Source organism: Photorhabdus sp. RM96S (assembly GCF_042879335.1).
Lineage (GTDB): Bacteria > Pseudomonadota > Gammaproteobacteria > Enterobacterales > Enterobacteriaceae > Photorhabdus > Photorhabdus kayaii.
Genome location: NZ_JBHFKT010000064.1, coordinates 1 through 13,491, shown reverse-complemented (window position 1 = coordinate 13,491; position 13,491 = coordinate 1). Strand labels below are relative to the sequence as shown.

General features: G+C 42.9%; 14 protein-coding genes and 1 pseudogene. 1 reads left to right on the top strand and 14 read right to left on the bottom strand.

The features are described from left to right. From ACGF49_RS23145 to ACGF49_RS23085, 13 genes and pseudogenes are all read right to left on the bottom strand, one after another. The coding region (locus tag ACGF49_RS23145) for a molecular chaperone (RefSeq protein ID WP_387492977.1) at positions 1–498 on the bottom strand (498 nt) is incomplete at its 3' end. A gap of 381 nt (positions 499–879) precedes the next feature. After that, positions 880–1,668, bottom strand: a complete 789-nt coding sequence (locus tag ACGF49_RS23140; protein WP_113042637.1) for an aspartyl/asparaginyl beta-hydroxylase domain-containing protein — start codon at positions 1,666–1,668, stop codon at positions 880–882. A 12-nt stretch (positions 1,669–1,680) separates the two neighbouring features. Then, the gene (locus tag ACGF49_RS23135; protein ID WP_113042635.1) at positions 1,681–2,238 is read right to left on the bottom strand and encodes a GNAT family N-acetyltransferase; all 558 of its coding nucleotides are present in this window, start codon (positions 2,236–2,238) and stop codon (positions 1,681–1,683) included. Between the two features lie 23 nt (positions 2,239–2,261). Then, complete coding sequence (locus ACGF49_RS23130) at positions 2,262–3,596, bottom strand: MFS transporter (RefSeq protein ID WP_113042634.1); 1,335 nt, start codon at positions 3,594–3,596, stop codon at positions 2,262–2,264. A 6-nt stretch (positions 3,597–3,602) separates the two neighbouring features. After that, the gene (locus tag ACGF49_RS23125) at positions 3,603–4,268 is read right to left on the bottom strand and encodes a TfuA-like protein (protein WP_113042633.1); all 666 of its coding nucleotides are present in this window, start codon (positions 4,266–4,268) and stop codon (positions 3,603–3,605) included. A gap of 3 nt (positions 4,269–4,271) precedes the next feature. Further along, positions 4,272–5,426 (bottom strand): YcaO-like family protein, encoded by a 1,155-nt coding sequence (locus ACGF49_RS23120; RefSeq protein WP_113042631.1) that lies wholly within the window; start codon positions 5,424–5,426, stop codon positions 4,272–4,274. Continuing rightward, complete coding sequence (locus ACGF49_RS23115) at positions 5,407–8,433, bottom strand: carbamoyltransferase C-terminal domain-containing protein (RefSeq protein ID WP_113042630.1); 3,027 nt, start codon at positions 8,431–8,433, stop codon at positions 5,407–5,409. The genes ACGF49_RS23120 and ACGF49_RS23115 overlap by 20 nt, the downstream gene beginning before the upstream one ends. 51 nt (positions 8,434–8,484) lie before the next feature. After that, entirely contained in the window at positions 8,485–9,318 is an 834-nt protein-coding gene (locus tag ACGF49_RS23110; protein WP_113042628.1) for a DUF692 family multinuclear iron-containing protein, read from the bottom strand. Continuing rightward, on the bottom strand, positions 9,315–9,899 hold the full coding sequence (locus ACGF49_RS23105; RefSeq protein WP_113042626.1) for a hypothetical protein: 585 nt from the start codon (positions 9,897–9,899) through the stop codon (positions 9,315–9,317). Before ACGF49_RS23105 ends, ACGF49_RS23110 begins: the two co-directional genes overlap by 4 nt. Position 9,900: 1 nt before the next feature. Beyond that, entirely contained in the window at positions 9,901–10,161 is a 261-nt protein-coding gene (locus ACGF49_RS23100) for a MoaD/ThiS family protein (RefSeq protein ID WP_113042624.1), read from the bottom strand. 18 nt (positions 10,162–10,179) lie between these two features. Beyond that, entirely contained in the window at positions 10,180–11,262 is a 1,083-nt protein-coding gene (moeB, locus tag ACGF49_RS23095) for a molybdopterin-synthase adenylyltransferase MoeB (RefSeq protein WP_158536566.1), read from the bottom strand. A 101-nt stretch (positions 11,263–11,363) separates the two neighbouring features. Next, positions 11,364–11,486 (bottom strand): hypothetical protein, encoded by a 123-nt coding sequence (locus ACGF49_RS23090; RefSeq protein ID WP_262405148.1) that lies wholly within the window; start codon positions 11,484–11,486, stop codon positions 11,364–11,366. Positions 11,487–11,885: 399 nt separating this feature from the next. Then, positions 11,886–12,155 (bottom strand): annotated as a pseudogene (locus ACGF49_RS23085) (group II intron reverse transcriptase/maturase); the annotation flags it as partial. Between the two features lie 186 nt (positions 12,156–12,341). Between ACGF49_RS23085 and ACGF49_RS23080 the strand changes: the two are divergent. Beyond that, on the top strand, positions 12,342–12,623 hold the full coding sequence (locus tag ACGF49_RS23080) for a hypothetical protein (RefSeq protein WP_316250774.1): 282 nt from the start codon (positions 12,342–12,344) through the stop codon (positions 12,621–12,623). 30 nt (positions 12,624–12,653) lie between these two features. On the opposite strand, the gene ACGF49_RS23075 is transcribed toward ACGF49_RS23080, so the two are convergent. After that, complete coding sequence (locus tag ACGF49_RS23075) at positions 12,654–12,827, bottom strand: hypothetical protein (protein WP_229015646.1); 174 nt, start codon at positions 12,825–12,827, stop codon at positions 12,654–12,656. Between the last annotated feature and the right edge of the window lie 664 nt (positions 12,828–13,491).

The following is a 13,491-nucleotide window of genomic DNA, read 5'->3' as shown; positions in this document are numbered from 1 at the left end:
AGCCTGTACCCCTTGATGACCATAAACCGTGGCAGCAATAACCATAAAACCAACACGCAACACGAATAATTTTAAATATTTCATTAAGTTTCCTTTCACTGGTATTCCGCCGGAGACATTCCGCTGGGAGCGATTATCGGATTCAGAGCTTAACGGAATGACCTTCGCCGTAAACCAGAACAGCGATTCCCGGTCGATAGGCAGCGACGGACCAGTTTTGACGATGCGCACCTGATTCTGGCTGTCTGGTTCCATACGAAACAGGGGAGGCGTCACCAGAAATGGGGCGGTTTTGTCTCCCGCAGAAGTAGAGCTGATTGTCGCCTGTATTAAATAGACCACCTCTTTACTAGTATTGCTCACTGAGGCGGTTGTCGCGCGGCTATCCGCTGGATAGATAATGCGGGTAGTATTGATCCCCACCCCTTCCGCCTGCGCGGAAGTAACCGGGCAACCTAACAGACCGGTCACTATCATTGCTGTCATCAATCTTTTCACTGACTCACCTGAAAATGTCTGGTTTGGTATTGCGTAAGTGCCTATCTCAATAGGCGTAATTGTTGCAGGCCATTCTTATCAATGAACAGTGAGCACTGCCCAGGTTCAAAATGGCAAATAAAATAGCCTTATTAGGATAGGTAGTAAGTAAGAATTGGCCCTCCCTGTCCAATTCCACCTTTAGCGTGATAGCGTTATCACCTGCTACTCTGGGACTATATTGGGGATCTTTTAGGTTAATTGCAGTGCCTCGTGGCACAGGCTTATCATTTATCGTTAGGCCAACCGCATGGTCGACAATTGCAGCATTACCAGTGTTGTTAACAAGCTGAAAGTAAGCGCCGCCTTTGGTTCCTCAGCAAATGCTAAAACCATAAAAGATTATTTTTGTCTTTCTGATACATTAGCCAGAACAATACCCAGTTCTGTGACAGCATAAACTTCAGCTGGAGTAAGTTCAGGGTGTAATAAATTAATCAGCAAAATATCCCTGTCACGTTCCGAGTGGTTATAAGCACTATGCAAAAAACTGTGATCGAAAAAGATAGCCTTACCTTCTTCCCAATGACGTTCCTCACCCGCAACCACCAAACTACAGTATTCAGGGATATTGATACCGAGATGGCAGGTGATCTGTACATTGGTCCAGTCATAATGTTCCGGTAAATAGCTACCGGCTTTCAGCCTCATGAAAGAAATCTCACCACGCCAAGGAAAGAGTTTGCCTTCAAGCTGAGTAATCACCTCTTGCAGTTGAGGAAAGTGAATGGCTTTATCACTAAATTTTCCCCTGCTCCACAATGAAATAGATGACCAGTCATTATCACCAAGGTTTTTGAAAAGAGTGCGCGAAGTATAACTTGTTAAGAGCTCTGCTGCTGCCATGAACTCCGACTTGATTGTATGATAATGTTCTTCAAGCAGTGTCGCGACTTGCGATGTCACATCTGTGCTATCTGCTTCAATCCATGGCCCATTGTTCATATCTGGAAAAAACATCAAGCGCGGTTTCTGTTGAGAATGTTTCGGTTTATTCTGCTGCTCGCCAGTCAACCCAGAAAAAAATTTTTCAAGTCGTGTTGTTGTACCCGACCCATAAAGCTCACGCGTTTGAACAACCAATTCTGACAGCGCTTGCTTTAAATAATGTTGTGTTGTATGAAGGCTCACTGATCTACCTCCTTAGTTTTCAAACACGTACGAATTAAGGACATGATCTTGCCATTTACCATTAATTTTTAGATAAGAACGGGCAAAACCCTCCTGCATGAACCCCAGCCTAGAGAGTGTTTTTTTACTGCGCTCATTGTCCGGCAGATGGTTTGCCATAATACGATGAAGTCCATAGTGCTGGCGTATCCAAGGTAATGCTGCTGCTATTACTTCTGACATCAGTCCCTGACCTTCATGGTGTAGATCAAGAGAAAAACCCAAATAACCGGCCTGAAAAACCCCATATACGAAATTAGTGAAATTGACACTTCCTACCACCTCATCTTTGCCTGTGAGGGTAAACACCAGCAGCAAACATTTTTTAGCCTGATAATCTGGCCATACATCAGCAATACGCTGTGTAATATTTTTGCGTGTGTAGAACTCTGGAGAACGCAAAGGTTCATACGGTGCAAAGTTGTCTTTGTTTTTGAGTAAAAAAAACTCCAGTGCTGGAGCAAAGTCTTCGGTCAGAACATAAACGTCAGTTCTGGCTGTGGAGAAAAGTCTTATTTTGCCTGCTTGCATGACACATCATTCCTTACAGTGGTTTAATTAAGAGGTTGCAACTCAGAATGTTTGGTATCTGTTTGTGGAGCAATTTTCAGGTAAAACGCAAAAATTCCCCCTATCAATGCAATAGCAGCTATTTCCAGCAAGACATATTGCGCTGGTTCGGCACCAGTACCAGTAAAGGTTAAATAAACAGAATATGCCCCATATAACACAATCACAGTACTCATCACAAGGCTCAGAGAAAGTGCTCGAATCTCCTCTGGTAAACGAGCAAGAAAATTACTGATCGCTACGTCCTGACCAATAGTGACGGTAGCCCTAAAAAACAGGACGTATAGGATCAATGCGAAAATACCATTAACATAGAGGTAAAGAAGGTAGCAAAACACCGAGAGTAGCATCAGGCTGACGAAAGAAATTATAATCATCGAATTATCTGAGAATTTTGCTGCTACACGTGGGACTATCATACCCTTAACATAGTGAGCCACATCAAACGATGCAATAAACAAAAACAGAGGGACTAGGTAAATCATTTTAACTTCCATGATATTGTATTCCCTGAATTCAGAAACCATGAGATAAGTGTGAACATGAACCATGGAAAAATTCAGGAAAATGATTACCACAGAAAGTTTCAGTAAAGTCAGCCATTGGGAATGAGATAACCCACGCAGATGCGTAATAAAATGACGCAACATGCTTTTACGCGCGATATGTATGCCCTGTTTTGCGTGATGATCATGCATACCATTCATTTGAGGAAAACGCCATAGCCATATTCCAAGGCAAATAAACATCGCAGCCGGAATAAATAACATGGTTTCAGCATGTCCGATCATTCGGTAAAGCACTAACAAAACCAGTAAAAAAAGAACCGGAACGATAGAAACTATTTCTTTGCCGTACCGTTGAGAAAGCAGGATTGCCTTGGTGCGTAAAGTATGTTCTTCACCATGTTTAACGATTTGGTAATCAATCAGATCCTGTAACATCGCCTGATAAGCACCAGAAATCAAAGCCATCCCTATGGCGCTTAAAAAAGAGCTGAATATAAGCAGTGCAATTTGCGCATCGATATTATCTGTAGTTGCAAGCGAGCAATACAGTGCGAGCAGAGCAATAGTAGTAAACCAACTTCCTAAGGCAACACTTTTAAAATGACCTAACCGATCAGCCAGCAATCCGGAAGGAATCTCCAAGAAGAGAGATGAGTAAAATGCGATGGAAACACGTAATGAGACTGCAGCACCAAACATGCCTCCCAAAGCCCCAACCAATAAATGACTCATTTGGTTTGATGTTGATTGCATTGCACGAAATGTACTATCCAGGTAGCCAATATTTTTTAACCAATTCTGATTTTTCATTACTTATTACTCACATCTTGCCAAATAAAATTTCACTAAATAATCGATTGCTAACTTGGAATCTTGTTTTTTAGGGTGCATAGCATCGTCTTTAAATAAAGAACGTAACTTCGCTACGTCTAAATACGGAGCAACCTTAAGCATGGCGTTAATAACCAGATCAATGTAACGTTCATACCAAATGATTCGCCGTATCAGAGCCATCATCTGGCGTTTTTGTAGTGCGCTTATCTGCCCCCCTATCATTAGATAGCAAGCAATATGTTCTATATGCACGTAAGAAAGGGTGATCTCCTGATAACTCCCCATATGATATCGCAAGGCCACATCTGCATCAGAGTGGTAATATCCGAACAGATATCCCTGAAATACTTGTCCTATCCCTACCATTCCTTGACTATAGCAATCTGCGGCACGCAATGCCCCCATACTGGAACTGCCAAGTAGTATTCCCCCTGCTTTGATAAAATCTAGGCACTCCACTACGGTAATCGACATATTGCTACCAAAAAGGCCATCCGTGATCAGAACAGGCCTACCACTCCCCAACAGAGCCAGTAAGTCACCCGCTTGGACTGGCGGGCGAAACTCAATTATTGAGTCATAACGTGGGTCACGGAGCAAGGAGGGACCACCAAACACAACTGGCTTTTGTTTACGAGCAAATAACACGATTTATTGTCTCCTTCTCGGATTGACGTGCCAGTCAAATAACCCTGGAATAACAGCTTTCACCGTATGAAAAGGCACCTCAGGCAGAGATAAGTCTATGATATAAACGTGTTCATTCCCTTTTTCCGCCAGTTTTCTGGTTAAAAGTCTGGTAGCAGAGGCAAGTGTTGCTGGGGCATCCTGCGCCAGCGGCATACTTACCGTTTCATAATGTTTGTGGAATAATTCACGCAACATGTAAAAACGTGAATGATTAAAAAAGCTTTTATCGTTGTACTTCTTCTGATGACGACTCAAATCTTCTCGTGACGCCTGCAAACTGACCACTAGCCCCTGAACAGCCTCCATTAAAGCGGCATCCAGCGCTTGCGTTTCAGTGAATCCAGAGGCGAAACCTGCAATCATAAATTTCGGCCCCATACTGGTAGGATCGTATAAAGCCACATAATAGGTCGGTATCGCCCCGTGAATACGTAAGGCGAAACTTTCATATCCTTTATCAAACAGATTCAGCCATAAGGTTTTTGTCGGCGGATGGTTGATGCTTTCCGGATCGATAATATCTGCACAAATACTCGACAAACAGTTCTGGTAAAATTGGGAGATAATATTACGTTCAAAGGATTCCAGAATAGCGAAACAGATAGCTTCCTCTAAGATACCGCCACACGCTAGTCCTGAAGTATGTGCGCGTATATTCACCCGCTGTGCATCCGATCCGTGATAAGGAAACTGTACTTCTACAGCCGGTAACAAGACCTTTTTCCCGGTTTGTAACTCATATCCCGGTACCCAGTCTTCGATGTCACATTCCGGATCAAACCCTAGCAGCCTTAGTATGAGCCGGTCATCATGTTGAGCATCGTGACGGATGATAAGGTCATCACACCAGCAAGCACAGTGACGCTCATAGGCCTCCATTAATGCACTACAGGTAGCGACACATAGGCTACGCCCTTTCCCTTGGGTGGTTGATATTTGCCCTTTTTTTAATGTGGTTCGAACAGCATTTACTACACTGACTCCGGCAATATCTACAAATTCGCCAACAGAAGCCAGGCGCGAGATCCCCAGTTTTTTACGCATTGGTAAGGCTAATTTCAGCGCCTCTTGGGTCGAGTAGCGGCGCAATCCTGCTTCAGTGAAAGAGTTTTGCATGCTCAGATTTCTCAGTAAAATCACAGGCAATATTCAGAAACTTCAGTCGAACGTAGTTCATTATGTTTTTTCTGAGCAGGGGGCTTAACTCATCATATATGGCTTGGGTATCCGCTAGAGACGATTGCCTAACCAAGCGTAGAAGAGCTTGATATAACGAAGCAGTAATGACCTGATTGCTACCTTGATATTCATGGCTCAGCATGTGACGCAGCTCGTTTTTCTCAAGAATACCACTTAACCGACAACCTGGGCTCAGGCGCAACAGTCCAGGAAGCGTTTCCGTGTTAAACTCCGGGGTGGATAGCTCAACGATATAATCACCGAATACTACCGCATCAATATGAGTGGAAAGCAACATTTCGATCGCTTGTTGAGGCTGTTCTACGATAGGTTGTCCACGCACATTAAACGATGTATTCAGCAAGATGGGAAACCCCGACCGCTCGCCAAATGCAGTCAGCAAAGCATAGATTTCTTCATTGTCGCTGGCAGATACCGTTTGTACTCGTGCTGAGCCGTCTACATGAGTAATAGCGGCAAGCTGCTCACGATATTCAGGGCGAACAGGCAACACTTCAAGCATATATTTATAGTCTCCTTCACCTTCGAAATAACGGCTCAGGTGTTCGGCAGTAACCATAGGGGCAAAAGGACGAAAATCTTCACGGAACTTCACCCAACGGTTGATAAATTTCCATTTTTCCATCGAACAAGGGCTGGCAAGCAATGAACGGGCACCCAAAGCACGCGGGCCAAATTCAGCCCCTTTAGTGCAAGAGTAATAGCCAATGACTTGCCCGGCATACAACCGTTCGGCCAGCATGACGGTATCAATGGGCTTCACGACCACCCGGTCAGCGAATAAATTAAGGGCACTGGCAATATCTTCATAACCGTAAATTTTCCCCAGATAATCGTGACTAAAAGCGTCGCTAAGAATTCGAGCATGCCTTTTATAATAAGCAGCATTAGCAGCACCGATGGAAATGCCTGCATCATGCTGAGCGGGGAATAAATAGAAATCGCGCAAGTGAAAGTTCTGACGCACTTTGTAGTTCACCACAGAATTCAGAGCGACCCCTCCTGTCATAACTAAAGGCTCACTATTCGTGATACAGTAATGTTCCAAGCGGGATAAGATCCCTTTTTCCAGAACCAGTTGTACCGAGGCAGCCAGATCCGCGTAATCCATCACGTTACGTGCTTTTTCGCTAAATTTCTGCTTCCAAGTATAGCCAAAAGAGATACCCTGCGGGCTTTCAATGGCGATTTCTTCAGCAAATTTCGGTATACCATAAGGCGCAAGCCCCATTAATTTGCCGGAAGCATGCCAAGAGTTAAAGACCAGCTGGCTCACAGAGGCATAAGCCTCACCCAGTGAGTAACTGCCTGCTCGAATATTAAACGACGGACTATATTCACGGTTTAGCAGTGTATACCCATCCTCACGAAAGGCATAATGTGAAACTACGTGCAATTCCGGTTTCTGTCCCTTAAGCCCGGCATTTAAGTACTCTGAAAACTCTTGCCCGGAAATCAATAGATCATTCTGACCCACCACGCTGCCACCTGAACCATCCACTACCACAATATTTCCTCTGGAAAATCTCGACCCTGACCAGGCAGCAAATGCATGACACAAGTGGTGGCTAACAACCACAACCTCCGGAGAGAAGGGATCAAACAGCGAGAAATCTGCGCTACAAACTGGCTGGTTCAGCCCGATATACTCCGGCGTTGCTGATTGAATGTTATAGGCAAAACAGTTCACATCTTCCCGCGTCAATCCAGCAGCATCCAAGCAATAATCTACAGCTAGGGTAGTATCTAAGTATTGGTGCCCGTCACGTTTAACTCGGGTTAAGCGCTCAAGCTGAATGCCATAGCGAATTTTTCCGTTAATCATCACACAGGCAGAGGCATCGTGGCTTGCAGATATGCCAACAATGACCTCATCGTCGGGAGCAACAACCGGTTGCGAGCCTACGCATTCCACTGCCAGCATGTTCTGACATGCCACCGTCATGCGATCAAGTTGCCCTGTAGCGTATACCGTGATACTGAGGGACTGATTACCAGACAACTGCGCCGATATTAATAATGTACCTCTTTGCCCTACAATTTCTTGTCCGTTAACCATAGCCGTCAGGCGTGTCTGGCGGGCAATGGATCCCTGATAAGAAGCCACCAGAGCAATTTGACCATTGTCGCCTGATGCCCCCGTCGTAAGCAGTATTTCCGCCTGCCTAGAACGTTCCAAAGGAACAACCCATGTCTGAGGCATATGCTCTTGCTCTGGGAAATAATCAAAAAGATAGCTCCCCTGAAATGGCTGGCTCAGGTAGATCATTGCTGCATGTAATGCATGGCGGTCATGAGTCATTTGCTCTTTTTTTAGCCATAGATGCAGCTTTCCAGCTAACCTAGCAAGATAGACTACCGCAGCAGAGGTACCTTTTGTTGTGGTCAGCATACCTTGCTCATCGTAGGTAGAATAATCACATTCTTTAACCAGAAACTCGATATTGCCCCATCCCAAAGGTGTCATACCTGGAATACCACCATTATGACGTAATAATGCTACACCTATAGTTTCACGGCATGACCCAGGAAAACGCTGACGATCAGAATCATGGCCCACGGAGGCCAAAATATAAGGGGCCAGAGTTTTATCGTGGAAGGTTGACAATGACGTATGAAGATCAGCCATATACTCATTTTCGGCCAGAGAATAAGCATGGGCTTCTATCGGGCAAATACCAAAGCGTTCCTGTATATGAGCACGCAACCCCAAATATCCTTGTTCAAACGCATCCAAATAGCTAGCTGAAATCAAATCCAAAGAGGTTTGCATCGTCCATGGAAAAGGAACTTGCGATAAAACATTCGCAATTTTGGCGGTATGGCTATGTAAATCATTCTGTTGAGTAACATCATTAAGCCTGATCAACTGATTTCTTTTAGCACTATCAATAAGAAGAATAGATGTCCTGTCGTTTTTCATACATTGCCTTATTTGCAAAAGCTTGATTATCAGCCCAGTTTGTCTGTCTACTCAGAACGAAGGGGTAAACGCCATTTGCTGGCAAACATATTCAATATTCCGCAGGTCTGTACGAATCACATCCGGGGTAATACCCACTCCTAACTCATATGTCACAGCTTTTAGATTCGGGCACTGAGCCAGTGCTTGTTCCAGTAGTGGGAAAACATCGTCAACAATTGGTTCTGAATGTGTATCACGATATCGCCATGAATGAGTTGGATGTACACTCCCTCCGGCAATGTGAATTTCATTCACAGCGGACAAAGGCAGGCTAGTCAGTACAGCCTCTGGCTGTTGGTCAAAATAAATGGAGTATGAAAATACATGGCTGATATCTAAAACAACGTTACACCCTGTCGCATCAACCAACCGATGAAAAAATTTACCTAAAGCCATATCCCCGGCAGCAATACTGAAAGAAGGTATTTCCGCAGAAAAAGGAATACTGGAAACAGATTGAATCTTCTTCACACCCTCAATCGTCATTGCCAGCACAGGCTCACAAAGCACAGGCGCAGCGAAATAAGGTAAGTTATAAGGCCCGATATTCCAGATACCGATATCTTCCAAGCACCAGACCGCCTTAAGAATCTTACTAATGGCATTTTGCTTTACAAGCACATCAGGGCGTAACCCATCAATGCCAGCAGGCTCCATTCCAGAAAAATGATGAATCATGGGATACTGGGAAAATGCATTACGGAATGTATATGCAACGTCTTCATTAGGGATGGCCACGACAGACAAATGACTGATACCGTTTGGTGCTAATTGCAATAATTCAGTTAATTTATGACCGTAACTATGTGTATAATCAATTCCTAACCCTACTCGTGCACTCATACAGCCTCCCGACAGGATAATGCCACTTTGCCATTTTCATTATGAAAGCGCAGTCTGGCTGATTTATTTTTAAAATTCATTTCTTTGAGAGAGTTGGCTGTATTTAATTGAGCCAGCATAAAGTAGAGATTACAATCAATCTCTTCTGTAAGAGTATTTTCATGAGTTCTGGAAATCGTAGAACTCCATGGTGAATCTTCCATCCCGGTAGAAATACCAGAATAAATACCATCGATAAGAAAAAGGATTTTCTCTTCTTCTCTTAGTCCTGCGTGCTTACAAACAAAATAGCAAAAACTCTCAATCAGAGTTCTGCTATTCCAGTTCCAGAAGCTGTCCGATTCACAGTATTGATTGACAAGCTCAAGGAAAAAATCCTTACTAAAAAAATGTGGAGCAAAATGCATATCTGCATAAAGCACGGTACGTAAATTCCTGCGACGTGCAGCTCGTTCAATTACTATCCTGTCACCGTTCATTGTGGAATGAATGTAACCATACTCTTTTTCAGCATCTGCAATACGATAATGATCGCTATATAATAGCGACACGTAGGCCTTTTGTAATAGCTTCGCGTCCATTTCACCCTCCTGAAATAGCGATGTCAAAGGACAGCCTATCACCATCCTTTAATACAGGATTACTCTCTACCGACATAACATTATTTATAAACAACGTAACAAAAGGTTTAACCTTAAAATTATTTCCTTTATACGTCGCAATCAAATAAAAAATATCGGGGTATTGCTCCTGCATTTCTTTTAATATTTCATGAAGATTATTGGCTGCGATATTAATCTGTTTACCACTACTGACAGATTCAGGAAACGATATCTCAATCATATTCATTCCTTCAATTATTTATTGATTATAACACAGGCAATCGGGACGTCTTTTCGTTTCTAATAATTGATATTTATTATTCAACAAATCAAGTTTCAGCAACTTTCCATCCAGTATATCGCCTATACTCAGAATGACTTTTAACGCTTCATTCGCTTGATATAGCCCCAAAATACCAGGAATAACCCCGACTACACCATTCTCTGAACAAGAGGGTGCCAACGCTGCTGGCGGCGCTTCGGGATAGATACAACGGTAGCAAGGAGCATGCGGATGAGTACGCGCCATCACATGACCGGAAAACCGTTGTACAGCGGCAGAAATCAATGGCTTATTAGCCTTTACTGCGGCATCGTTGATCGTATAACGAGCATTAAAGTTATCAGTGCAATCTATGACAATATCATAACTTTTCAGCAGAATCTTGATGTTTTCAGGGTTAATAGCAGTATCTATGACTTTTATTTTGATACTAGAGTTTAACGCTTGTAGCGCATGTAAGGCTGATTCAACTTTTTTCTTTTGCAACATAGTTTCATTGTGGATGACTTGCCGTTGCAGGTTACCCAAATCGACAATATCGTGATCCACGACAGCAATCTCCCCTACCCCTGCGGCTGCCAGATAAAGCAAGCAAGACGATCCTAGTCCTCCAGCTCCAATAACCAGCACTTTAGATTTCATGATTTTCAGCTGTCCGCGAGTTCCTACATCTTTTAAGGAGAGATGACGCGCATATCGGTTTTTTTCGGTTTCGCTTAACATTGTGAGTTGTTCAACAGGATTACCTTGCGCTTTCCATGCTTCGAAACCACCGTCAAGAGAATATACATTAACGAAATTGAGTGCAGTCAGGCCCAATACAGCATATTTCGAACGAAGCCCACTAGAACAAAAAAGAACAATCGGCTGTTCAGGTTCAATCTGACGTTTTTTTAGCTCAATCTCTAGAAAACTACGTCCCAGTGTTAACGCTCCAGGGATCGTGCCATTAGCAAACTCATGACTTTCCCTCACATCTATCAATAAGCTGTCACGTTCTTTTAATTCATCAACTGATATAGCTTTAACGCTTTGAATACCACCTGTTAAATCGCGCATCTGAGACCCTGCTACCAGACAAAAAAGAAAACTCATCCATACTTTTTTAATTGTTGTTGACAATTATAATTTAAAGGTGGCCGCATTGCGGCCACACGGTATTATTCTTGCCACTCTTTATTAGAGACCCCACTAGCAACATCCAGCAGTAGTTCATTTTCAACATCGGCGTTTTCTGCGTTCAGTTCAGCTACAGCCAGTTCCAGCTCTTGAGCTTTATCCATCTTATTTTCCTTACTGTTGTATGTTTGCAAAAAATGTTCAAAAAAACACATCATTGTTCACTGTACACACATGTCGCGTACAGAATATACGTTAGGGACAAATAAAAAACTTGTCAATAGTGTTAACATATATAAAACCGATAAAGAACAAAAGAATAACTAATTCAATGCAAATCAATCAAAACAGAATAAATCAACATAACTTATTGTTTTTTAAATAAAAAACAAAATCAACTATTCATTAATATTAAGGATGACTATGTGATTTTTCGGCAAAAAAAATCTTATTGGGGTTTGGTTGAGTAGAGCTGTCTAGTCACCTAGACAGCCCCCTCCTCAGAATCGGACGTGCGGAACTACCGCATCCGGCTCCCGACAGACCAGTGCCCCCACACATATTCAGCGAGAATTGAACATTGAATGTGTTCTCCATTGAGACGGATAACCCAGCATTTTCAGGAGTAGCTTTAGCTTTTCCCACGTCAGCCGACGACACCCACCTTTCCGGTTGAACCATCGATAGATTATTCGCGTACTTTGGTAGATAAATTGCTCGACTCTTCTCTGGTTGTCAGAAATACCGTGATAGTTGATCCAGCCTCTGACTACTCTGATGATGGTATTCAGGATAAGCCTTATATCGGTCGTATTCAGGTTCTTCCAGAGGAAGTGAGACCATAAAATTCTGTGGGGCACTTTGTTAAATAGGCGATAGAATGAGCAATTAAGCACGCTTTTATCCGGCACCTCACCATGAAAAGCTATATCGTGAAAATTGCCCTTGGAGGTATCAGTCCTATGGTCTAGCACCGATTCAGGCTATCAGGCGAGACATCTTTAGCGGCTTTTCATTACATCATTCAGATCGCGCAGGGATGGCAGGATAATCACCTGCATCAATGCCGTATTTATGGCAAAAATTACGGCATTTCCTACTCCGGCGGACTCGGGTTTCCTGATGACCCCTACAAAATTACGCTTGATGACTTTGAATTTGATGCCGGTAACCGTTTTACCTACGAGTACAACTTTTTCGAGCACTGGTTTCATGATATCCGTATTGAAACTGTTCTCGAAAATTCTAATCTAACGTCCCTTTTTGTTTGGCCGGAAACAGAATGCCCGGCGCGACGTTAGCCGATGAAACTACTAAAACACTGGCATTGCTCATGCTGATGAAACGACAACGGTCAGAAAGATTCGTCCATTGATAGATGATCTTGATGCCGTCAGATTCAACCGTCTAAAGGTAAACCGCCAATTAAATAGACTTAACCTTGATTCACCAGAACTTGAACCCATCGTGATATGGCTGTAACAGATAGGGTGATCGGTATCCATAAAGGTATACCTTTTCATTCTTATGAAAAACAGGGCAATAACCCTCTATAAACCTCGAAAAAGCCAATTTTATAGAGTATTCTACAAATCTTTATCATGTTTAAAGACTATTGAGGGTAGTATGCACTATGCCTATATCCGGGTAAGTTCGGTTGACTAGCATGTTGAGCGCCAGAAAACGGCCCTGTCTTCATCCTGTCTCTTGATCTATGAAATATGATCAAGAGACAGTTGCTAAATGGGGTTTTACGGTGCATCGGATAAATTTTTCAGCATTGTCGGAGCATATTGGGCTTTGAAAAGGATTCCTGCTTCAATGGATGACCGGGCTATTACATGATTAAATTACTATCTGAACTTTAATAACTTCGTCAAAAGGGGAGATAAATAAGAATGGACTTTTTAATTTGTGGTAATAACATTGTGGTAATAACATGGCTGACAGAGAAATCATAAAAGTGACCGTTCCGTCGGTCACAAAACTCAGTCATCAACGGGTTTATAGATCCCCCGATTGGAGTCGAGATCAGTTAACATCCAAATTTACCCAATATAGCCTCCGCAATAGGGATATATTGGTCTGTTAATTTATTGATGCTGTTATTGGTAGCAGGATAACTACAATCAAGGAAAAACCAGTTTATCGGCGTCTCCAATATTGAAG